This window comes from Chryseobacterium sp. 22532 (assembly GCF_052044665.1).
In the GTDB taxonomy this organism is placed as follows: Bacteria; Bacteroidota; Bacteroidia; order Flavobacteriales; family Weeksellaceae; genus Chryseobacterium; species Chryseobacterium lathyri.
Map to the genome: position 1 here is coordinate 160,060 of NZ_JBQENJ010000007.1, position 24,353 is coordinate 184,412.

The window sequence follows — 24,353 nt, forward strand, 5'->3', positions numbered from 1 at the left end:
TTTACTTTTTAGGGATTTCACTTAATTTTGGATGACCAATAGGGTCGATCCCTTTCTGCAGTAAATCTTTAGCAGCCATTACAGCCCAGCATTTATCACTGGAATGGATGTTTCTGTAAAACGTCAGTAAAAGTTCAGGTTTGACAACGGTAAAGCCATTGATTTCAATCGTCTCCAAGTCATTCCTTTCGAAGAAATCTATAGTAATTCTGTGAGATTTTCCGTTTTCGAGTTCCATTGTCTTTTCATATCTGCGGAAATTCTCTTCGCTCTGTAAATGATCATAGCGGGTCCATACTTTCTGAAAACCTTCCTGCTGAAGAATCATAACTGTTTCTGCTGTGTTTTCTTTCTTTACAAAAACATCAATATCCTTATGGTCATGGGCATGCTTGTATTCCGTATGTCCTGTTTCTGACATGAAATGCCAGGCCCAGCCTCCCGATATGATGACTTTATCTTTTAGTTTATTTAAAATTTCAAGCCCGTGCAGAATTCTAAATTCCGGCCAGACTTCTCCGTATCTTTTTATATTATGAGGTGCTCCCATTTTTTGTTTTTTGTTGAGAGTTGATGGTTTATAATGGACAGTACAATTTTTTTGATCTGCCAACTATAAACACCAACCTTATTATTATTTTTTTTTAAACCTTATAAGTTTTGAAAACCTATAAGGTTGGAATACTGCAGGTTTATAACTAATAGTGAAATTCTCTCAACTGATAACTATAAACCAGCAACTTACTTATTTATCCATTCTCACAATTCGGGGTTGAAATATTCCGAGAATATCGACCAATTCACTTTGTGCATTCATTACTTCATGGATGTCTTTATAAGCCATCGGTGCTTCTTCAGTATTTCCGCCTATCAAAGTGACTTTCTTCAGCTTAAGCTCTTTTTTGATATCATTCTGAGTAAAAAGGCTTCTGCATTCTCCTCTCGAATGAGCTCTACCCGCTCCGTGTGACGCTGAATTCAAAGCATCCGGATTTCCTTTTCCACGGACAATAAAACCTTTTGCCGTCATGGATCCGGGAATCATTCCCAGTTCATTTACGTTAGCCGGAGTTGCGCCTTTTCTGTGGACAATCACTTCTTTTCCATTATGGATTTCTTTCCATGCGAAATTGTGATGGTTCTCTATTTTTGCTCTTACCCTTCCACCGACAGCTTTTACCAGTCTTCTATGGATGTCATCATGACAGGCAGAGGCATAATCTCCGGCAAGGTTCATTGCGGTCCAGTATTCCAGGCCGAGATGGGTATTCAGATCCAGCCAGGCGAACTGTTGGGCTTCTTTTGGCAACGGACACTGATCTGCAGCAACTCTTGAATAGTATTGTGCAATCTCAGCTCCTAAACCTCTGGAACCGCTGTGTGAAAGTATTCCCAGATATTTTCCTTTTGGAAGGCCGATCTGGTCATCTTCTTCAGTGATTTCAACTTCTCCGAATTCCACAAAGTGATTCCCTCCGCCGGAAGAACCCATTTGTTTAATGGCTTTTCCTTTTAATCTCCTTAAAACCGGAATCATATCGAAGGTATCTCTCTCAAAGATTTCATGATCTATATGAGATTTATGGATTTCGTACATCCCGAATTTGGTGTGTTCGGCAAGAGCTTTTTCATATTTATCTCTTGCTCCGTCAAGATATGAAATCGGTATATCCAAAATACTGAGACTCATCCTGCAGCCAATATCCATGCCTACTCCGTAAGGGATCACTGCGTTTTCTACCGCAAGAACACCGCCTATCGGAAGTCCGTAACCGCTGTGTGCATCGGGCATTAAAGCGCCCTGCGTTGAAATCGGCAGTTTTAAAGCTGTGTACAGCTGGTTTTTGGCTTCTTCAGAGATATTGTTTCCAAAGATCTGAAAGGAAGCACGCTGTGTATTGAGCATCCTTTTTTCTGTTTTTCTGGATGAAAGCAGCGATTCTGCAATCTGCCCGAAAGTCAGGTCTTTTTCAAAGTTCTCCGGGTTGAGGAGGATTTCTTTTAAAATAGATTTTACATGGTGAATATTCTTCGTTGCAAAATTTCTTTTCATAACCTCCAAAGCCACATTGACGCTTTGATTGTTCGGATAACCGAGTTTTAATATATCTTTTCCTTTTAGTTTTAAATTTCCCATTGTTTTTTGTTTTAAATAATTGGACTTATAAGTCCTCAAAATAATCTGCAAGCTCTGTTGCAGACATGATACAAGCAGTATATTTTCTGCTTTTGATAAGATCAGTTTCATAATCTGCTTTCCATGGTTTTGGTCTACCATAAATTTTTTTCCGGATAATTCCCGCCACTTTATATTGCCTTAAATAGGATCCCAGTTCATCACATTCTTTTTCCAGTTCAGAATCCAATGGTTTATAATGGGTGATCATATTGGGTCTTACTCGGAGGATAAATCTCCAGGGTTCAATAAATTCGTAGTAGATATCGTTTCTTTTCCGGAATGGATTGTATTCTTCTTTTTTAAGAAAGTACTGTCTTTCTCTCTGCGTGAATCCTAACTTTGGATCATTCCATCCCAATGAAGAAATCCTTTTGAGTTTCTGTTCTCTTTCCACATATATTCTTCTTCCAGACTTTTTCTTTTTTTTCAGGAATTGTCGGCTTTCAGAATACATGTAGGTGTTGATTTTGTTCAAAATCCCTTCGAAAAAATCTGCATCTTTGGATCTTTTCACATCATCCCGGAGAACAAAGAATCTTACAAATCCCCTCTGATAAGGATTTTCCAGCGGAATCCAGGGAATTTTCCTTCTGATATCCCACAGCTTTTCACTACGATTATATTTTTTTCTTATCTGTTTTTCTACATCTTTTCTACCTGCTCTTTTTCTGCTTCTTGCACTTCTCAGCCGAAGAAACAGAAGATTATAATTTTCCATAAATTATAAGAAACAAGATGCCGTTACAATATCCAGATTTTGGCTTTGTACACATCTTTTCTTACTCAACTAAAATATAAGTTGATTGATTTTACGATAATGAACAGCATAAAATAGATCATAAAGATCTTTTCACTTTGTTCTTAATGACACTAAAAAATTTCGGGGAAACTGGAGTTTAAATATTGCGCAATAAAAAACCCGAAATCTTTACGACTTCGGGTTTTGATATTTCGTTGTACTATTATTCTAAGAGTATACCAAACCACGAAGCCTTACCACCATAAGCGGTACTCCAGCTAAAGAATTTTGATTCGTTTTGAACATTGCTTCGTTGTTTTTTAATGGGTTAAACTTGATTTTCAGGTGCAAATATATTAATTTTTCTGAATATTCAAATTTTTTAAATAAAAAAGCCTGAATAATTTTATATCCAGGCTTTGCTTTATTGGGATGATTAATCTTTTGATCCTAAGCTATCCATCTCGTCGTCCATCCCTTTAGCTTCATTGGAATGGTAAACTCTTTCTGATCCCAGAAAATAGATATTATGCCTTGCTTTGGCAATGATTCCGTTGTATTCCTGCTCCGACATACCTTCAGGAATGCTGTCCCGTGCTTCTGACGGTTTACGGTAAACCTCAAGTGCACCGTTTTCATTTAAAACAGTCTTGGCCACCTTAGCCTGCTGCAAGTCATCCGCATACACAATAACATTGCTTCTGCCAATACTGTGCTTGCGGTAAGCCTCGAGCATTTCTGCATCGTGAGCAAAAACGTATTCAAAAAATTCTTTTGTTTGTTCATCCTCCTGATAATGATCAGCTGACAATCCGCTTTCTACCTTAGATTTTGAAACAATAATATTTGCTTCATCAAAACCTTTTTCTTTTAAATTCTTTTTAATTTCCTCTGTATCTACAGTCACCGGAAATACTGAAACTACTGTATAAGCCATAATGAAATTTTTCACTTAAACTATACAAAAGCTGTGCAGTTATTCTATAAAAAATGTTAATTTAAAAATCTTTCTAAGATTTCCACCGCACATTTAGGAAGATTGGTTCCCGGACCGAAAATAAAATCGGCACCGTTGGCATACAGAAATTCGTAGTCCTGCTGTGGAATAACGCCACCTACCACAATGGTCACATCATCAGCTCCCAGTTTTTTGAGCTCTTCGACTACCTGAGGGACAAGGGTTTTGTGCCCAGCTGCCAGTGAGGAAACTCCAAGAATGTGGATATCGTTTTCTACAGCCTGTTTGGCTACTTCTTCAGGAGTCTGAAACAATGGTGCCACATCGACATCAAATCCCATATCTGCGAATGCAGTAGCTACTACTTTGGCACCTCTGTCATGTCCGTCCTGTCCCATTTTCGCAACCATCAATCTTGGCCGACGGCCTTCTTCTTCTTCGAATTTCTGAGTCAGATGAAGGGCTTTTTCAAAATATTCGTTTTTTCCGGCATTCATAGCGTATACTCCAGAGATTGTTCTAATATTGGCTTTATATCTACCGAAGGTTTCTTCCATGGCATCGCTCATTTCACCAAGAGTCACTCTTCTTCTTGCTGCTTCTATACATAATGCCAGAAGATTTCCTTTCCCTGTCTTTGCACTTTCACGGATCTCGTTCAGGATTTCTGTAACGGCTTGAGGATTTCTTTCTGCTTTTATTTTTTCAAGTCTTTCGATCTGTTTTCTGCGGACTTCTGTATTATCGATATCCAGGATCTCTATTCCGTCCTGTTTTAAGACTGTTCTGAATGAATTTACGCCAATAATAAATTCTTCACCACTGTCGATTTTAGCCTGCTTTTTAGCGGCTGCTTCTTCAATCCTCATTTTTGGAATTCCGGCTTCAATGGCTTTCGTCATTCCTCCTTCCTGCTCTACCTCATCGATGTATTTCATCGCTTCCTCGATCATTTGCTGGGTAAGGCTTTCCACAAGGTTACTTCCACCCATAGGGTCTACAACGTCACAGATCCCGCTTTCCTGCTGGAGGATAATCTGGGTATTTCTTGCAATTTTCGCTGAATAATCTGTTGGAAGTGCGATGGCTTCATCCAGAGCGTTGGTATGCAGCGACTGGGTTCCTCCTAAAGCTGAAGAAAGAGCCTCAATAGCTGTTCTTGTAATATTGTTAAAGGGTTCCTGTTCTGTAAGAGACCAACCAGAGGTCTGTGAGTGGGTTCTTAATGCTAAAGATTTTGCATTCTGCGGGTTGAACTGCTTTAAAAGAGTTGCCCAGATGTATCTTGCAGCACGCATTTTTGCAATTTCCATGAAATGATTCATCCCGATTGCCCAGAAAAATGAAAGCCTTGGGGCAAAATCATCAACGTTCATTCCGGCTTTAATTCCTGTTCTTACATATTCAAGACCGTCTGCCAAGGTATAGGCCATTTCCAGTACCGGAGTGGCGCCTGCTTCCTGCATATGGTATCCTGAAATGGAAATAGAATTGAATTTGGGAATATTTTGAGCAGTATATTCAAAAATATCTGCAATAATTTTCATGGAAGGCGCCGGTGGATAAATATAGGTATTCCTCACCATGAACTCTTTCAAAATGTCGTTCTGAATGGTTCCCGAAAGCAATTCCTGCTTTACACCCTGCTCTTCAGCAGCCACAATGTAGAAGGACAAAATTGGAAGTACAGCACCGTTCATGGTCATGGATACAGAAATCTGATCTAATGGAATTTCATTGAAAAGGATCTTCATATCTTCCACAGAATCAATGGCGACACCTGCTTTACCTACATCTCCTACTACTCTTGAGTGATCGGAATCATATCCTCTGTGTGTTGCGAGATCAAAAGCAACTGATAATCCTTTCTGTCCTGCTGCCAGATTTCTTCTGTAAAATGCGTTTGATTCTTCTGCAGTAGAGAAACCTGCATACTGCCTTACCGTCCATGGTTTCTGTACGTACATGGTAGAATATGGGCCTCTGAGATAGGGTGCAATTCCTGGAGAAGTCTGTGTTAAAGATTTATTTTTAACATCTTCTGAGGTGTAAGATGATTTTAATTCTAATCCGTCTTTTTCAAAGTTATAGATCTCTCTTTGCTGAGGCTCTATGCTAAAATCCGGAGTTTTCACAGAAATTGTCTTTCGCATTCCAATAATTTTTGTCTCCGTAAAGTTAATTTTTTTGAGCGAAACATGAAACTTATGTTAACGTACAGTTTTCCTTAGCTTTAAGCATAAAAAAGACTGGACAAATGCCCGGTCTCTGTTATTGAAATACTTACTTATTATTATATTATTTCAATTTCTTTATTCCCATTTCATATAAAGCAAATGCTATAAGATCCGTATTTTACCTGATCAGTTGCTCTTCCGGCACAGTGAAACATATGCATAAATTACAGTTTGGAATTCGAGATGCTTAGTATTTGATTATTTACAAGCTTATTTTTTTAATACTTTTGTAAGAAAGCAGGTATTTAATGAAAAATTTTTTATTTTTTCCCTTTCTATTCTTTTCTACATTAATTTTCTCACAAAATTCCGTTGACGATTCAAAAAAAATATCACAAACGGAACTCGTAAAGGCTATGAGGAGAATTCAGCAGGCGCAAGATAAAAACCCAGACTCTGCTTTGGCAATCGCTAATTCTTATCTGCCCACATTTAAAGATCATAATTCTTTGGCAGAACTTTACCTGGAAATAAGCACCTGTTATTATTTTTTAGGAAAAAACAATGAAGCACTCTCATTTGCCCAAAAAGCTAAAGACGTTTCATATCTTGGCGAAAATTATAATCAAAGAGTACGAATTTGCGGGCTTTTAGCAAACAGATACAGAGATATCGGGCTTATTCCGAAAGCAAAATCTTCCTTGAAAGAAGGGTTGAACGATGCTGAAAAAATTCATGATCCACAGGAAAGCAACTGGGTGAAATCCCTTCTTCTCACAGAATATTCAAAAGCCCTTACTGAAGAAAAAAAATACGATTCCGCAAGTATTTACATCACAAAATCTTTAGATGCACTTTCCCATATGAAAACATCCGATAAGGTAAAATTTCAGTATACGGTTACGTATTTGGGAGCTGGAGTGAATTATGTTTTTGCCAAACAATGGGAGAAAGCAGAAGCTATGCTGGAAAAAGCAATTATTTCTGCGAAAGGTACAGAGTGGGAGCAATATCATATTTCTTCTGCCCAAATATACCTTTCTGTTATTTATACCAACCGGAAAGAGTATCAGAAAGCTATTGATACATTGATAAGTGCCGAAAAACTTACTGAGCCTAAGGATCCCAAAAGAGTAGAATTATATCATTATTTAGCCCAAAACTATCTGGCTGAAAATAATTTAAAGGAGTATAAAAAGTATAATGAACTATACCAAACCGCGAGAAGCAGTCTTTCCGCAGAAAACCAAAAAGCGGTCAACAAATCTGTACAGATTTTGGATAGTATTATAAAAGAAGAGGCCGACAAAAGAAAACGTACGTATAATTTTTTGATGGCACTTGGCATTTTTACAGTTCTGAGTCTGGCAGGAATTATTTTTTATTATCAGCGTAAGAAAGCAAAACAAAAGCAACTCTTCCAAAACATAATTTCCAGGCTTGAACAAAAGTTAAAAGAAAACAATAACAGTACTTTTATTCCTAAGGAAAATCCTCTGGAATCGGTGATAGATACTACAGAATCACAAAAAGACCGTACTATTCCGGAAGCTGTAGAAAAAAAAATATTGCAGAAATTGAAAAAATTTGAGCAATCCGAAAAATTTATTAATCCCAATCTCAGTTTATCTTCCCTGGCATCTGACCTTAAGACCAATCCACGCTATCTTTCAGAAATCATCAGCCAACATTATGGCAAAAACTTCAATACTTACATCAATGAACTTCGTATAGAATACATATGCAGAAATATACTGGAAGATTCTAAGTATAGAAAATATAAGGTAGGTGCCCTTGCTGAAATCTCCGGTTTCTCTTCCGCAGAAAATTTCTCAAAAATTTTTAAAAAAATCACGGGAATTTCGCCTTCTGTTTTTATTGAAAATGCAACTAATGAAAATAAAATACAAACAAAAGATTAAGATCAAACAAATGCCTGATAATAAACCAGTTACTTAATTTTTTTATGCTGTAAGATTCCGAAATTGACAGGTATATAAATAGGGTTTCATAAATAGTCGGGATAGTTTTGTTCCAATAAAATTATTCTAACAGAAAAAACATATTTATGAAAAAAGCATTATTTACTGTCGCTATTTTGGCTTCGGTAGTTTATTTTGCTCAGGTAGGGATAAATACATCCACTCCCAACGCAGCCTTAGATGTTGTAGCAGCTCCTTCTGATATTACTAAGACTGATGGACTGATTGCTCCAAGGATAACAGGTAACGAGTTCAAAGCAAAAGATGCATTGTACACTCCCAATCAGTATACAAGGCCTGAAAAAATTTCTTCATCATTCTAAAATAAAGATCAGCAAAAATGAATTTTAAAGATATCCATATTGGAAATTTAATCCGCCAGCATATAGCGAAATGTAACATAGAAATATCCCGAGCGTGTGATTTTTTCAAATGTTCTGAAAGAGAAATAGAAGCCATGTATAAATCCAAAACCCTTGATACGGATATTCTTCTGAAGTGGAGCAAATTACTGAAATATGATTTTTTCAGGATATATTCCCAACATCTGGTTCTTTATTCCCCACCCAAAAGTCAAAACTTCAATCAAAGAAGAAATTCAGGCAGTCTCAAACCTGCAGAATTCCGGAAGAGCGTCTACACAAAAGAGATTATAGATTTTATCCTCCACCTTGTTGCTTCCGGAGAAAAAAGCAAAACACAGATCATTGAAGAATATAAAATACCAAAAACCACCTTATACAAATGGATAAAAAAACATCAGAGATAGATACAGATTTTCCCGATTATATTAAAATATATTCTGACCTCATCATCATGAAGCATCCTGAAAAAATAGAGGAATGCCAGTATTATCTTTCCAAAAAAAAGCTATCTACCCTGGAGGTCATCAAACTGAATGAGATTATTTTCGGAAAGGTATATACTAATCAAAAATACCGTTCCTACGATCATTCGACAATAATAGCCATACTGGATTACCAAAAAACGAACAGGATGAATGATTCTGAGTTAGCCAATCATTATAGCCTCAGCAGAAACACGGTAAAAAAATGGAAAGAAAAATTCAGCAAAAAATAATTTATTTATAAAATTCAACTCTTTATACCTATTCCAGTGCTTACAAAATGTATCAAAAAGAGCTTACTATACAGGAACAAGAAAGAGCAATCAAATAATTAATTATCAAACAGTTATAATGAAGTATTTATCTGTAAAATTCTGAATTTTACAGATAAAAAGCTTTCTTTCTGTTTAAGAGACTACTACTTTTGCTTCCAAAATCAGAAACAGATGAAAAGAATTTTTTTACCCTGCCTTGTTTTATGCATGGCGAGCGTATCGGCTCAAGTAGGAACCGGGAATGTAGGAATCAATACCTCAACTCCTGAAAAAACGCTGGATGTAAACGGTGATTTCAGATCTTCCAAAACAGATACCTCCACTAATACCCAATATTTACTGGAAACCAACACCACCTTGCCCCCAGAATATAATATAGCCGGAGTTATCAATCCTTCAGATGGAACAGGGAGCATATTTGCACAGACTAAAAACATTTCCTCTTTTAATACAGGTACCTCCGACGGTGGAGCAGCATTAGACTTGATTAATATTCCGGGGTATAGCGTAGCCATGCTTACAAATTCAAATGGAAGTCTAAATTCAAATATGACTGCAAGTCAGGGTGGCTTTTCTATGAGTTCACAGGATACCTCTACGGGATCGTTTACCTCTTTTTCTGTTCCCAATAGCATATATCTAGGTCCTTATTTTATGTACAAGGACAATACAGGAACTACTACCGGTGAATATTACCTTCCCAGAAATTACGGACTAAGGGGGCAAGTCCTTGTAACCCATGGTAAATCAACTGCTCCTGGAAATGTTGCGGGAACGCCAAATGATCTGGTGTGGAGGGATGTAGCTGATCTTATTGTTTTAAAATCTCCCGGAGGCAATTGCTATAAAATTACCGTAACCGATGCCGGAGTTCTGGGAACAACCCCGGATGCGGACTGTATGGTAGACCCATATAATCCCGCCACTTATTCCAATACTTCAAGAATGGCCAGCGGAAACAACACGCGTACTACAACCAGTCCGGAAAAAATAATGGAAGAGCAGAAAAAGCAGATTGAAGAAATACAAAAGCAAATGAATGAGATCAGAAATCAGCTGATACAAAAGAATAAAACTAAAAGCACAAAGTAAAATATACAATAGTTTCGGCCGCTCAGAGAGCGGCCGAAACTTATTATTTACATTATATTATTTCAATTTTGTTACTCCCATTTCGTACAGGGCAAAAGAAATAAGATCTGCATTTTCGCTGATCACCTGATCGGTTGCCCTTCCGGCTCCGTGACCTGCATTTTTCTCAATTCTTAATAAAATTGGATTTTTACAGCCTTGCTTATCCTGAAGTTCTGCTCCGAATTTGAAAGAGTGTGCCGGAACCACCCTATCATCATGATCACTTGTAATGATCATTGTGGAAGGATAGCATGTTCCTTTTTTCACATTGTGCACCGGAGAGTATGATTTAAGATATTCAAACATTTCTTTGCTGTCTTCCGCAGTTCCATAATCATAAGACCAGCCTGCTCCTGCTGTGAATTTATTGTACCTCAGCATATCCAACACTCCTACTCCTGGGAACGCTACTTTTGCAAGATCAGGACGCATGGTCATTGTTGCTCCTACAAGCAGCCCTCCGTTTGATCTTCCGGATAATGCCATATATTCTTTTGAAGTATAACCTTTGCTTTGCAGATATTCTCCTGCTGCAATGAAATCTTCAAAAACGTTTTTCTTTTGTGTTTTTGTTCCTGCATCGTGCCATTTTTTACCATATTCACCACCACCGCGGATATTTGGCACTGCGTAGATTCCTCCGTTTTCCATCCAGATCGCATTCACTACAGAGAATGAAGGCTGAAGGCTGATATTGAAACCTCCGTAAGAATACAGGATCGTAGGGTTTTTACCGTCCAGCTTTGTTCCTTTTTTATAGTTGATCATCATAGGAATCTTGGTTCCGTCTTTTGAAGTGTAGAACACTTGCTCTGAAATATAATCTTCCGGATTGAATTTTACTTTAGGCTTCTGATAAACTTCTGATTTCCCTGAATCTGCATTGAATTTGTAGGTCGTTCCCGGTGTAATATAGTTGCTGAAAGAGAAATAAAGTTCTTTTTCCTCTTCTTTTCCTCCGAAACCTCCTACGTTTCCTTTTCCTGGAAGAGCAATTTCCCTGATCAGTTTCCCGTTTTTATCATATTGCTTTACCTGATCAATGGCATCAACCATATAAGTTGCAAAGAAGTATCCGCCTCCAGTAGATATCCCTAAAACGTTTCCTGTCTGTGGGATAACATCTTTCCAGGTTTCCGGTGAAGGATTGGTAATGCTGGTTTTTACAAGACGCATGTTCGGGGCATCTTTATCTGTAAAGATGAAAAGATCATCCCCCTGAGTGTCTACAATACTGGCATTAATATCAAAACCTTTATTAATCTGTACAAAGTCACCGCCTTTTTTTAAGTCTTTGATATACAATTCGTTCCCATTGGTTGCATTGGCTGCAGAAATAATCAGGTACCTTTGGTCTTCAGAAACCCCTGCTCCAAGATATCTTCTGGGTGTTTTATCTCCTCCGAAGATCAATTTGTCTTCAGATTGCTTTGTTCCTAATTTATGGAAATACACTTTGTGCTTATCTGTCATTCCCGAAAGGACCGTTCCTTCTTTCGGTTTATCATAGCTCGAATAGTAGAATCCTTCATCACCCTGCCAGGAAATTCCGCTGAATTTTACATCTACCAATGTTTCATCAATCTGTTTTTTGGTAATGGCGTCTATGATAATGATCTTATTCCAGTCGCTCCCGCCTTCAGAAATGGAGTATGCTGCCAGGTTTCCTTTTTTATTGAATGACAGATTGGAAAGAGAGGTTGTTCCTTTTTCTGAAAATTTATTAGGATCTAAAAATATCTCCGTTGTTTTGGTCTTATTATCTGTTCTGTATAAGATAGACTGCGCCTGAAGGCCATTATTTTTATAATAGTACGTATAATCTCCTTCTTTGAAAGGTGCTGAAATTTTCTCATAATTCCAGATCTCGGTTAGCTGATCCTTGATTGTATTTCTGAACGGGATCTTTGAAAGATAATTCTGGCTATAGGCTACTTCATCATCTACCCATTTCTTTGTGGCGTCGGAATCATTTTCAAGATCTCTGAAAGGGTCTGCAACTGCATTACCAAAATAGGTATCTGTCTGACTTCCTTTTTCTGCTTTAGGATAATTCATTTTTTGAGAATAAATAGTTGCTGAAAACAAAACTCCAGCAGTTAATAACATAGGCTTAAAATTCATAATCAAGGGTTTTCTCAAAAATACGTAAAGTATACGAAATAAAAAAAGCCCTGAAACCAGAGCTTTATTACTATTTTTCAAAGATCATTATTTAGATCCGAAACTATCAAAATAGAAATCTGTCAATCCTGCAACAATTTCATCAGGGCTGCCGTTCCAGTAGTATGTTTTTCCACCTTCGTTTAGCTGGTACAAACTGAACTTTTGCTCCGTTATCACTGTTTTATCAGCATTTTTAAAAGCCTGTACACTTTGAACAAGGTATTTTTTAAGGTCTTCAGGCTTAACGTTTTTCATATCCCCTGTTGGAATATCAGAAAATTTAGCCGGAACCTTGAAGCTGACTGAATAATTAACCTCAGCAATTTTCTGATCCTCTATATATTCATTCTGGACAATTTTTACGTCTTTAACGGAAAGTTTTCCATTTTTAAAATTTTCCATCATAGCAGTGAAATAATCTTCGGCTTCTTTTCTGCAGGCATCTGCCGTGGTTTTGGAAAAAGCAGATAAAAAGTTGTCGGTGGTTTCTTTCATCATATCCCTGGAAACGGTTTTAAAATCTACCTGATAAGCATTTTCTCCTTCTACGGTAGGTCTTAAATAATCATTCAGCTTAGAAAGTACAGCATCATCGTTTTTAACGAAAGTTCCAAAATACATTTCAAAGACTTCAGAAGGTTTCTTCACTTCTGTCTGAGCCAGCAGATTTTGACTTAACAATGCCAGCATCATGAATATAATGACCTTAAAATTGTTCATATTATTTTGTTTTAATTCAATGTTTTTTTGAATGAATATACAGCAAAAAAAAGCTCCTGGATTTCAAGAGCCTGATTTATAATTTATTTTTAATAATTTTCTTCTTCTCCCTTCATCTTCTCTGCATTTTCCGCCATGATGACTGCATCTATCATTTCAGAAATATCTCCGTTCATATAAGCATCGAGGTTATACATAGATTTATTGATTCTATGATCTGTCACTCTCCCCTGAGGGTAGTTGTAAGTTTTAATCTTTGCGGAACGGTCTCCCGTAGAAACCATTGTTTTTCTCTGTGCAGCAATATCTCCCTGAACTTCCTGAAGTTTAATATCATATAGTTTCGCACGAAGCATTTCCATTGCGAGCTCACGGTTTGCCAGCTGAGAACGGGCCTGCTGACATACAACCACTAAACCTGAAGGCTTGTGAGTAAGCTGTACCTTAGTCTCTACTTTGTTAACGTTCTGTCCACCGGCACCTCCTGAACGGGATGTCTGCATTTCGATATCTGCAGGGTTGATCTCCACATCCACTTCTTCAGCTTCCGGAAGCACTGCAATGGTGATGGCAGAAGTATGAACTCTTCCCTGAGATTCAGTTTCGGGAACACGCTGTACACGGTGAACTCCGGACTCGAATTTCATGATTCCGTAAACACCTTCCCCTTCTACTTTCATGATGAGTTCTTTGTAGCCTTTTGCTGCTTCGTTAGAATCCGTCACTTCATGTCTCCATCCTTTTGTTTTGAAGTACATGCTATACATTCTGTAGATATCTTCCACAAAAATAGCCGCTTCATCACCTCCTGTTCCGGCACGTAATTCTACAATGATGTTTTTATCATCTGCAGGATCTTTAGGAATCAAAAGAACTTTTAATTCTTCTTCCAGGCCGGGTATTTTAGCCTGAGCTTCCATTTTTTCCTCTTTCGCAAGGTCTACAAGATCTCTGTCTGAACCGTCGGCGATGATCTCATCAGATTCTTCAATCGTATCCAGGGCACCTTTATACTGGTCGTAAACTTTTACAATCTTTCCTAAATCACTGTATTCTTTATTCAGAGAAGAATATTTTTTTTGATCTGAAATGATATCAGGCTGTATAATAAGGTCGGCAACCTCATTATATCTTTGTTTAATAGCTTCTAGTTTTGGAATTAATGATTTAGACATTCTGCAATTTTTGAGAGTGCAAAGATAAGAATTTATTAATTCAAATTAAAATTCCTTTGACCTGCCAGATTCACATAATTTTTTGAATCATTAGGATTTATGGTGTTTTTTAGAATAAACAGAATATTTACCCTGTCAAGGTTTTTTAAAAAATTTCCTATCAATTACATATAAAATCAGTCCAAAGGCTACAATTCCAAGTCCTATAATGCTTTCTTTAGGATTATGGATGAGTGTAAAGTAGAGGATATACATACTGAAAAGCAGAAAAACTGCAGGAAAAATGTAAAATATATTGGATTTAAATATTTTCCGCTGGTCTTTTTTAAGAAAGAAAACCGTCGAAATAGAAAGGCTGGCAAACAGCTGAAGAATAAAAGCGGTATACACAAAGATCTCTTTAAAACTTCCTGTCAGAATGATCACTGAAGCAATCACTGCATGAGCAAAAATAGCCCTTACGGGAATTCCTTTTTTATTATTGACAGCAAGTGATCTCCACAAATGGTTTTCTTTCGCAAAAGCCTGTGTAAGTCTTGAGCCTACCCATAAATAGCCACTGATGGTAGCAATCAGCTGTAAGGCAATAAAAACATTGACGATTTTGCCAAAACCGCTGCCTAGCATATTCCCTGCGGCTTCCCCCATGACATCTTCTTTCCCTGCCAGCTGGCTTACAGGCGCATGTTTCAGCATGATAAAATTAACCAGCAGATAACTTACTGTGACAAAAACAGTTCCCACAATTAAAGCTTTAGGAAGATTTCTCTGAACGTCTTTTATTTCTCCTGCAATGTAAGAAGCAGAATTCCAGCCGGTATAGGAATAGGTAACAAAAACCAGGGATGTAGCAAAAGCTGGAAGCACAATCTCGTTCTGCCAGCTGTCAGTGAATTTCAGGCTGTTTCCTATCTCAGGTCCTGAAAGCACAACGCCAAGAATCACCAGTATAATGATAAAAGCAATTTTGATAAAGGTAAAAAAATTATGAAACCTGCTTGATGTTTTAAGGCTGAACGATAAGCTCGCTGCCACAAGAAAAATGAAGCCTATGGCAAAGCCGTTTCCAAAAGTATAATTAAACGCTGAAAGGTATTTGGACATTGCAAGCGCAGCCAAAGCAACTGGTGCAGAAAACCCGATGATCAGAGAGATCCAGCTCACCAGATAGCCAAATACCGGATGATAGGTTTCTTTAAGATAAATATAATCTCCGCCGTTTCCTTTAAAATAAGATCCCAGCTCGGCATAGCAAAACGCTCCGAACAGGGCTAGGATTCCGCCGATGATCCACAACAGGAAAATACTGTAGGTGTTGGTAATATCAGACAGCTGAAAGCCTAACGTGGTGAATATTCCTGTCCCGATCATATTAGAGACAACAATTGCGGCAGCCGTTTTCCAGCCAATCTGATGTGTAGCAGTACTCATTTAGCAGTTAAAAATTAAAATTAAGTCTTCCGAAGAAATAACTCCCCAGCGTTCCCATCTGGACCGGCGCATATTTAAACACGCCATAGTATGAATTTTCATAGATCTGAAGGTCCGGAAACACATCAAAGGCATTATTGGCTCCTATGGTAAGATTAATATTTTTCGTTATATCATAGCCTACACTCACATCTGTAACCACTTTAGGAGAGAACTTCTGAACTTTTCCAAATGGGTAGCCATCTCTTATGACCTGGCCAAAATACGTATTTCTTACCATAAAATTGAATTTTCCAATTGCATAATTCAATCCTAAGGAAGCTTTTGTCTTAGGAGAAAGTGTTTCGATGATATTGATCTGGTCAGGACCGAAATATTCATCCTGTGAAGGCACAAGGTTTTCAGGAAAATGGAAATCTGTGATCTTGGTTTCTGTATAATTTCCTGCCAGATTGATATTTAAATTTCCTCCGCCCAGTTTCCAATCATAAGTGATAACAACATCTACTCCCTTTGTTTCTGTGTCTACTGCATTAGCAAAGAATCTTCCGCTTTCTACGTCGTACTGGGCCAGTCTCGGATCTTCGATATTACTGGTGATCACTATTCGGTCTTTTACTCTGATCCAATATCCATCTACTGTTACAAACAGCCTGTTGGCAGGTTTCAGGGTAAGGCCTGCACTGGCATTGACTGATGTTTCCTGTTTTAATTGATCAAATCCAAGCGCTCTGGCTGCATCACTGTCATTCCTGAAAATCCCTTTGGTGACAATTCCCGATCCTGAAGTGGAGATGTCGGCATAGGAATTATTAAAATACTGCTGCTGAAGCGATGGAGCCCTGAAGCCAGTTCCTACTGATGCCCGTATTGCATAATCTTTTACAAATTCATACCTCACGGCCAGTTTTCCATTCAGCGTATTTCCAAAATCCGAATAATTTTCAAATCTTCCTGCCAGATCTATGTTCAATTTTTTAGCGATATCATAAGAAACATCAGCATATACGGCTGTTGAATTCCTGGATTTCTTTAAAGCATTGTCCGGAGAAAAACCGATAAATGATTGTGAGCCGCCATTCCCCTCCACGATAGATCCGGGAACCGCAGGATTTCCATTGGTATCATACCGGGTGTAGGAAGCTTCATCTCCCGGTTTGATCTCGTACTGCTCAAAACGGAATTCTCCCCCAAATGCTATATTAAACTGATTCAGATTTTTAGAAACATCAAGATTCACCGTATTCTGAAGAAAGCTGTGCGCTCCTGCATAAAAGCTCGTTGGAGATTTCGCCCCTAAAGATGCATTATTGGTATTGTCTACATTATAATTGAAAGTATTGCTTCCGAAAGTATTACTTACATCAAGCAACCAGTTGTTAACATTATATTTTGCTCCTACAGCATAAGAAAAGTCGTAAACCTGCGAGTTCAAAGAAGCCTGAAATCCGTTTGGATAGATAGAAGAAACTACATTATCTTTTTCTCCGGGAAGCCTTCTGAAACCGAAGCCTTTTCCTTCTTTAATGCTGAAACCCCCAAAGGAATACAGCTTAAAGCTTTCACTTAAAGGGTATTCAGAATTAAAAAACAACTGGGCCTGCCTGATTTGTGCATCCCCGATCTGAAAATTAAAGTCATCCCTGGTGAGGCCTCGTTCTCTAATAATCTGATCATCAGCAGCTCTGGCCGCGATAGGATCATTAGCAAATTCATAGGCAAAATTATCTCCGAAAATGTCCAGATCATGATTTTGGGTTCTTGTGGTCTTTCCTCTGTGGCTCAATTGCAATGAAAGGTTTATATAACTTTCCTTTTTCCCAAGAGAAGATCCGTAATTGATTCCGGCCTGATAGGTTTCACCATCATTTCTTCCGCTAATTCCATAGGATGCTGAAGCTGATGCTCCTATATCTTTCTTAAGAATAATATTGACTACTCCTGCAATGGCATCAGAACCGTATTGTGCTGCTGCACCGTCTCTTAACACTTCTATCCTGTCAATAGCGATTATCGGAATTGTACTGAGATCTGTTCCTACAGAGCCATTTCCAACGGTATTCTGATAATTGACCAGTGAAGTGGTGTGTCTTCTTTTCCCATTGATGAGTACCAAAACCTGATCCGGCCCCATTCCTCTCAAGGTTACGGGATCAATATGTTCTGTCCCGTCAGAAGCTGACTGCCTTACAGAATTAAATGATGGAATCACATAATTCAGCAGATCCTGAACCGTAGTCTGTGGTGCAGATTTCTGCAGCTTTTCTATATTGATAACATCTACGGGAACCGGTGTTTCCAGTTTTGTCCTTTTCGTATTGCGGTTTCCTACGATAATTATATCTTCGATCTGATTTCCTTTTTCCTGTTCCTGTGCGTTCACCAAAACAGCTCCCAGGAGTATAACAGACAGGCTTAACTTTTTCATCTTTGTCCTTATAAATTAATCATAAATATTCCCCACGGACCTCATCCGCAGCTATAAAAGACTTCAAGAAATGGAATTGTTGTCAGAATATTGACTTTTCTCATCTTCCCCAAACTGGGTTGGAATTAGCACCTTTACACTTTTTAGAGTCGTGCAGGTTGCTAAGGTTTCATAGGGCCAAATCCCTCCACCTTTCTTGATAAATCTACTGCAAAAGTAGACTAATATTTTTAATTGGCAAAAATTAGATTTATATATTCTGTAGTGTTTTATAAAAAAGAGGGACGATGTTTATCGTCCCTCTTTTGTTATTTAATAATCATCTTCTGAATGGCAGTGCCTGTTTCAGACTGCAGGTGAACCAAATAGGTTCCCGGCGGGTAATTCGCTTTCAATTCATAAGTTCCGTTTTCGGTATTCAATTTAATTGAATCTATTTTTTTACCGCTCATATCAAAAATAACAATCTCTCCGTTTTTGGCTTTGTGATATATTAATTTTGCTACACCGTTTTTCACAGGATTATCTGCAATCTGAAGCGAGAGTTTATTCGCAGCATTTACATCAGATGCTGACAGTGCCCCTGCGTAATTTCCAAAAATTCTGAACTCTCCCGGTTGTAAGGTAATAGGAGCTGTTGTAGAAGCAATATTAGAAACAGAGTTATCCATCAGGTTCTGCCATTGTCCTGTATAAGGGAAGTAAGGAACAACATTTTGAGCTGCAGTGGTATAATTCGCCAAAACTACCACATTCTTCATTCCCGCTATTGAATTGTCATATACATAAATTCTGGTGATCAGGCCTTCAGGATCGTTGGTAAGATTGTTAGACTCTACAGTATATGTTTTGGATTTGAAAACCGGATAGGTATTTCTGATATTGATAATTTTAGCCCAGGTATCATACACTGCTTTTCTGTTGGCGTTGGTATCATATCCTAAATTAAAGGCAACAGGTTTTTCATCTGTACGGCATCCGCTGCTGATTGTACCGTCTGCACATCGGTTGATGCTGAATTCATAGCCCAATTCACCAAACTGCCAGATCATTTTCGGGCCTGGAATGGTAAAGAATGTTGCTCCGAAAGTTTTCATTCTTTCAAGAGCAGTGTTCAGATTGGTAACGTTGTAACTTCCATTAACCGCACCATACGCAAGGTTTTTAAACATTAATCTTTCTTCATCATGACTTTCCCCATATCCTACAGCATGCATATTGGTAAACCCATGAAGACTGTGGTTCATTCTGTCATAGTTACTGTTTTCCTTATAGCCCATTGTGTTTTGGTTGTAAGGCTCAGTCTGCTTATTCCAAAGCATTACCCCTTTTCCTTCGGCAATTCTATAGTTGGCCCACTGTTGCTCTTCTGCATCGGTTCCCAAATGTTCGAAGATCATATAGGAATTCGGATCAATACCCCATTGTTTATCAGCATAGTATTTAAGAACATCTACCCTGTCTTGCTGATATGCATTAGTACAGGCTTCATCATTTGCAGAACAGTTTTGGGTAAACCCTTTTGTCAGGTCCCAACGGAATCCATCAATTTTATATTCAGTCAGCCATTGCTGTAAAGTCCTTTCGACATAATATTTAGTTGCTGCACTTGAATGATTGAAATCATGGAAAACATTATAAGAATGCTTTGGCACCTGATTGAAGTAAGGATTATTGGCTGCAACATCACCATAGCCATCACCATCCGGATCAATATTCCAGAGTCTTACCAATGAGGACCGCCCCGTTGCATGGTTAAAAGCAACATCCAGAATTATTGCAATCCCATTTTGATGGCAAATGTCTACAAATTCTTTGAATTTTTCCGGAGTGCCATAGGCCTTATCTAAAGCATAATGAAAAGACGGATTATATCCCCATGAAAGATTACCATCAAACTCCATAATAGGGAGAAGCTCAATAGCATTGATATTTAGGTTCTTTAAATATGTTATCTTGTTGATTAGTGACTGCCAATTTTTTTCCTGAGTAAAATCTCTTAGCAACAGTTCATACACAACCAGATTTTCTTTACTGGGCCTCTGAAAGTTCATAACCTGCCAATTGTAAGGTGCCTGGCCTGTTTTGAACATTGAAACTTCAAAATCCTGACCTACCGGAAATGCAGGCAGATTTGGATAAGTAGATGCCGAAATCCACTGATCATCATAAGAAGACAAGATCTGCGGTGAATAAGGATCCGCTATTTTTCTCAGATCATTCGTTCTGTACTGGAAAGTATATAACTGTTGTGGAGTCAATCCGGTCAGTTCAATCCAGTAAAGATCAGGATTTGCAGTATCCCGCTTCATTAAATAAGTGTCATTCACAGTCCAGTTATTAAAGCTTCCGATGACATGAACAAAGTTTTTATAAGGTGCATAAAGAGCAAGACCTACTTTTGTATTATCTGTAGGGCTATAATTAATTCCCTGCTTTATCCAGCCTGGAATTGCCTCAGAAACGACATTTCTTGGGAGTTGTAAGATGAATGTCTCTTTTTTAGAGTATGAGTTAGTATCCGTTGCGGTCAGTTCCATATTTGTATCTGCTGTTACAGTATAGTTATAAGAATATGAAGTAGATGGGACTGAAGTCGAATTTACAATTGCTCCGTTTGCTTTTAACTGGAAGTTAGCATTAGTATTGGTTGTTGCAGTAATTGTAATTGAACTCCCAGACGAAATTGAGGTTAAACTGTTAGGAAGCGGATTGGTTAAGTTTAGATTCAACAGACCAACATTCACAAAAATATTTGGTGGGGTCTGATGAGAACCCGTTTTATCTTTTAATAAAAACCCAAACCTTCCGATCCCTGTCCTGTTAAAAAAAACTGATGGAGTAAACGTTAAGGAATAAGTGTCAGTAGTTGAATTATAATTTAATTTGTTTAAATCATTAGAATTATTCCAGCCTCCATTTGAAGGGCAATCCTGACTGTTCTGATAATTAGTATCCAGGGACCAGGACCAGAGATAAACAGCATTATTTGAAACACCCCAAGCAGTTTCATCGATTTGATTTCCCGGTATGCTTAAAATAATCTGATCCGTCTCATCAAAAGCAGCGGGTGTAACCGTATAAGTTATTTGTCCAAATGCCAGAATAGTAAGAAACAGCAGTATTGTAGAATAAAATTTTTTCATAAAATTGTTTTTTTCAAATTAGCCAACTACTAAAGTAATTTATTTTTTGAAATTATTTGTTTTTTGTATGAAAATATAATTTCCAATTTAAATATCATCAATAACTTTAAAAGTTGAAAAACATAGCTTATAATAAATATGACCCCCTTTTTAAATATATTGCTTGAATTATTTTCCTAAAATCCATTGTAATTATTCTCCATTGTTATACACCCCATCTTCCAATATCCGGCATATACATCCTAATCCCATGAAGTTACTTGCCATTGTATTTATAATTAATTAATAAAGCCACTAGCTAGTGGCTTTATTAATTAAATTCTATATTTTATTCATCATCTTCTACATTCTCATACTTATAATCTATTAGAACTAGTATTCCAAAATATTTCCATTCAAACTCATCTTGATAATTAATCTTTAATATTAATGTTTTTTTTGTTTTTTGAAGTATCTCAATAGAATTAATTATTTTATGATGAGAAGGATATTTTCCATACGGTGAAGAAGCTATAAAGCTTTTAGAATCTTTTTTTACTAAATTAAACTCATCGAATATTCCTAATTTTATTTTTTCCTGCGATTTAAAACTCTCAGCCTTCAAGCATATTATTCTTTGAAAAATTTTGCTTGCATTGTCATACTTGTATAAACTTTCTTTGTCAGAATCATATTTTAAATATTCATATTTCATCTTAGAAGTATCTTGCTTAAAATAATCAAATATTCCTAAGTTAATCTTTTCATTATTTAATATCCCTGATTTATAAGTTACAAGAATAGGGTTGTAAAACTCTAAAATTTGCCCTTTTACTATATTATTAGTAAAAGATAATAACAGGATAAATAAAAATACTATTTTAATTTTTCTTATCATTTTTGTTTTTTTTTGCATCTCTAACTTGTATTAATTGATTCATAATCATTTCAGCAGGAGATCCTGGTGTACGTGGGGCTATAAGTTTAAAACCGTCAGCTCCATATTTAATATGATCTCCGTCAGCACCTCCTGTTGAATCTTCTATATGCGATTTGATTTCATGATAAATTGCTTCTGCTAAATCATAATTGCTATATCCAACTGTTTTTGAATTACCCGCATCATCTGTTCGCGTTGTGCTATATCTTGAATCACTATTATTTCCTTTAAAATAGTTTTCATTTAAAGAAACCAAATGAACTTTTTTATCTCCTGATTTAGATATGTCTAGATTATTAAATTCAGAAGAGTTAACATACCCTGAAGGAATTGATACTTTACCATCCTTTGCAAGTCCCATAGATTTAACATCATGAATTGCTTCTGCTACAGTGGAAGAACTAGTCCCAAAGTTTTTAGAATTTATATAAATATCTTCTGTTTTACTAGTCCCATATTTATCCCAAATTCTTTTACCTTCTGCTGTCTTATAGAGTATTTCTTTAGAAGCTTTAAAAGAACCATTTGCAGTTAGGATAATAATATCCTTATTGGACCTACCATCTGGATCTATAAATCTGATAGGATTGTTATAAGCATAGGTATAGGGCGACCATCTTCTTGATTTCTCAGCTAATGGATCCACCACTCCCCATCTTCCCAAATCCGGCATATACATCCTTGCCCCATAATCATACATCCCCGTCTCTTGCAACTCTTTGCCATTGTACTTATATTGATAATTACTATTCCCCACCTGTGTATTATATTTTTTATGTTCTAAACCAAAAGGATAATAATTACTTTCGTTATCTATTATGAGAGAATTGGTATTTTGATCCTTGTAATAGTTAATTCTCACATTTCCAATATGATCTTTATATTGATAGATATAAGCTGGAGTAGCTGGCGCATAGGGGTTGGTATTCACATTAGTATTATAATATCCCTCATCAGTAGGAAAAAATAAAAGCTTAGGTAAAGGATTTGAACCAGCACTGCTGCTTTGCTGATATTGGTAGCCATCCAAATAATCAGTCGTTTCATTTATTGTACTTCCTGCTCCAGCATTATACATTGTTCTTATTTTTTTCAATTTAATTCCATCCGCTCTATAAATATAGTTTATTTTATTATTATTTGATAATATTATCTCTATAGGAAGATTTAAATAGTTATACTTTATGGATATTATTTGTTTATTATCATCTTTTATCATATTACCATTAAGATCATATGCATAATCATCTGTTGAATCATATCCTCCAGAAGTAACATCATCTTTAAAGCCCTCATAATTACCACTTGCATCAAATACTTTCATTAACCGGTTTCCAATATATGTATAGTTTAGCCTGTCTATTAACAGAGCTGTTGTTCCAGCATCAGGTTTTTGATATCTATTAAGTTGGGTTATATTACCGTTTATATCATAGGCTATACTTTCATTAAAAAAATAGTTATTGGGAGCAGTAGTGTATGCTTCTCTATAAATGGCATCCGTTAATCTGTTGAGTTTATCATAGACATAATGATATGCTTTGTAAACATCATCATTTGCCGCTTTCCAATGTACTTCCGCAATATTCCCTCCATATTGGGGAACTGATGTGCCAGGAATAGCAGGATCCTGGTATCTCATTGAGTATCCGAATAATTTCCCGTTCAGATTATCCGGATCATTAATCTTGGTCATCCAGCCACGGATATTGTATTTGTAATCTATGGTCTGTAAAGGAGATGCTAATGATATTCCCCCTACTTTTTTGGACTCCAGCTGGGAAAGCTCATTATACTTATTCTGAGCCAGATATTCAACAGGGTTGCTGCCTACCTGATGGGTATGGGTCAGAAGCCTGTTCTGGGAATCATAGGTGAATTTTTCTACGAAGCCCTTTTCAGGATCCGTGATCAATCTTCTGTGATAGGTATTGGTCTGAAGGACGATTCCTGCAAAATCAAGCTTATGATTAACAACAGTATATCCTCCCAAATGGTTATTACTTCTTGAGCCTATATTTCTTCCTTTGGTATCATACCAGATAAAGTTCTTTGTCCATTTGTCATCTTCTATATT

Annotated in this window: 18 protein-coding genes and 1 riboswitch; of the genes, 5 read left to right on the plus strand and 13 right to left on the minus strand. The window is 37.1% G+C overall.

Annotated features, from left to right (window positions below; all coding sequences use genetic code 11):
• Position 1 precedes the first annotated feature (1 nt).
• The 5 genes from ACTJIV_RS18760 to scpA all read right to left on the minus strand — a co-directional run bounded on the left by ACTJIV_RS18760 (position 2) and on the right by scpA (position 6,029).
• Positions 2-550: a hypothetical protein gene (locus tag ACTJIV_RS18760; RefSeq protein WP_440629116.1), complete on the minus strand. Its 549-nt coding sequence runs from the start codon at positions 548-550 to the stop codon at positions 2-4.
• 195 nt (positions 551-745) lie between these two features.
• Entirely contained in the window at positions 746-2,137 is a 1,392-nt protein-coding gene (locus tag ACTJIV_RS18765; RefSeq protein WP_440629117.1) for an RtcB family protein, read from the minus strand.
• Between the two features lie 25 nt (positions 2,138-2,162).
• On the minus strand, positions 2,163-2,897 hold the full coding sequence (locus ACTJIV_RS18770) for a hypothetical protein (protein WP_223557758.1): 735 nt from the start codon (positions 2,895-2,897) through the stop codon (positions 2,163-2,165).
• A 457-nt stretch (positions 2,898-3,354) separates the two neighbouring features.
• Positions 3,355-3,855 (minus strand): hypothetical protein, encoded by a 501-nt coding sequence (locus ACTJIV_RS18775; RefSeq protein WP_336378105.1) that lies wholly within the window; start codon positions 3,853-3,855, stop codon positions 3,355-3,357.
• 56 nt (positions 3,856-3,911) lie between these two features.
• On the minus strand, positions 3,912-6,029 hold the full coding sequence (gene scpA, locus ACTJIV_RS18780) for a methylmalonyl-CoA mutase (RefSeq protein WP_111958441.1): 2,118 nt from the start codon (positions 6,027-6,029) through the stop codon (positions 3,912-3,914).
• A 332-nt stretch (positions 6,030-6,361) separates the two neighbouring features.
• Between scpA and ACTJIV_RS18785 the strand changes: the two genes are divergently transcribed.
• The 5 genes from ACTJIV_RS18785 to ACTJIV_RS18805 all read left to right on the plus strand — a co-directional run bounded on the left by ACTJIV_RS18785 (position 6,362) and on the right by ACTJIV_RS18805 (position 10,249).
• Positions 6,362-7,975, plus strand: a complete 1,614-nt coding sequence (locus ACTJIV_RS18785) for a helix-turn-helix domain-containing protein (protein WP_440629118.1) — start codon at positions 6,362-6,364, stop codon at positions 7,973-7,975.
• 146 nt (positions 7,976-8,121) lie between these two features.
• Entirely contained in the window at positions 8,122-8,358 is a 237-nt protein-coding gene (locus ACTJIV_RS18790) for a hypothetical protein (protein ID WP_440629119.1), read from the plus strand.
• A gap of 17 nt (positions 8,359-8,375) precedes the next feature.
• Positions 8,376-8,804 carry a helix-turn-helix domain-containing protein gene (locus ACTJIV_RS18795; RefSeq protein WP_440629120.1) on the plus strand — a complete coding sequence of 143 codons (429 nt, stop codon included), beginning with the start codon at positions 8,376-8,378 and terminating at the stop codon, positions 8,802-8,804.
• Positions 8,780-9,115: a helix-turn-helix domain-containing protein gene (locus tag ACTJIV_RS18800; protein ID WP_223557762.1), complete on the plus strand. Its 336-nt coding sequence runs from the start codon at positions 8,780-8,782 to the stop codon at positions 9,113-9,115. The genes ACTJIV_RS18795 and ACTJIV_RS18800 overlap by 25 nt, the downstream gene beginning before the upstream one ends.
• A 213-nt stretch (positions 9,116-9,328) precedes the next feature.
• Positions 9,329-10,249: a hypothetical protein gene (locus ACTJIV_RS18805; protein WP_440629121.1), complete on the plus strand. Its 921-nt coding sequence runs from the start codon at positions 9,329-9,331 to the stop codon at positions 10,247-10,249.
• A 57-nt stretch (positions 10,250-10,306) separates the two neighbouring features.
• Here the strand turns inward: ACTJIV_RS18805 and ACTJIV_RS18810 are convergent, their stop codons facing one another.
• The 8 genes from ACTJIV_RS18810 to ACTJIV_RS18845 all read right to left on the minus strand — a co-directional run.
• Positions 10,307-12,415, minus strand: coding sequence for a prolyl oligopeptidase family serine peptidase (locus ACTJIV_RS18810; protein ID WP_440629122.1), 2,109 nt, complete (start codon positions 12,413-12,415; stop codon positions 10,307-10,309).
• Positions 12,416-12,502: 87 nt separating this feature from the next.
• Positions 12,503-13,177 carry a hypothetical protein gene (locus tag ACTJIV_RS18815; protein ID WP_146897151.1) on the minus strand — a complete coding sequence of 225 codons (675 nt, stop codon included), beginning with the start codon at positions 13,175-13,177 and terminating at the stop codon, positions 12,503-12,505.
• An 89-nt stretch (positions 13,178-13,266) separates the two neighbouring features.
• A complete protein-coding gene (gene prfA / locus ACTJIV_RS18820; protein ID WP_111958425.1) occupies positions 13,267-14,352 on the minus strand; it encodes a peptide chain release factor 1 in 1,086 nt (361 codons plus the stop codon).
• A gap of 135 nt (positions 14,353-14,487) precedes the next feature.
• A complete protein-coding gene (locus tag ACTJIV_RS18825) occupies positions 14,488-15,783 on the minus strand; it encodes an APC family permease (RefSeq protein WP_440629123.1) in 1,296 nt (431 codons plus the stop codon).
• Between the two features lie 7 nt (positions 15,784-15,790).
• The gene (locus tag ACTJIV_RS18830) at positions 15,791-18,211 is read right to left on the minus strand and encodes a TonB-dependent receptor plug domain-containing protein (RefSeq protein ID WP_440629124.1); all 2,421 of its coding nucleotides are present in this window, start codon (positions 18,209-18,211) and stop codon (positions 15,791-15,793) included.
• A 97-nt stretch (positions 18,212-18,308) separates the two neighbouring features.
• Positions 18,309-18,417, minus strand: a riboswitch (SAM riboswitch).
• 102 nt (positions 18,418-18,519) lie between these two features.
• Positions 18,520-21,357 carry an alpha-amylase family glycosyl hydrolase gene (locus tag ACTJIV_RS18835; protein ID WP_440629125.1) on the minus strand — a complete coding sequence of 946 codons (2,838 nt, stop codon included), beginning with the start codon at positions 21,355-21,357 and terminating at the stop codon, positions 18,520-18,522.
• Between the two features lie 328 nt (positions 21,358-21,685).
• Positions 21,686-22,234 (minus strand): hypothetical protein, encoded by a 549-nt coding sequence (locus tag ACTJIV_RS18840; RefSeq protein ID WP_440629126.1) that lies wholly within the window; start codon positions 22,232-22,234, stop codon positions 21,686-21,688.
• Positions 22,218-24,353, minus strand: a 2,136-nt coding sequence (locus tag ACTJIV_RS18845) for an RHS repeat domain-containing protein (protein ID WP_440629127.1), incomplete at its 5' end; no start/stop codon positions are given. The genes ACTJIV_RS18840 and ACTJIV_RS18845, both read right to left, overlap by 17 nt.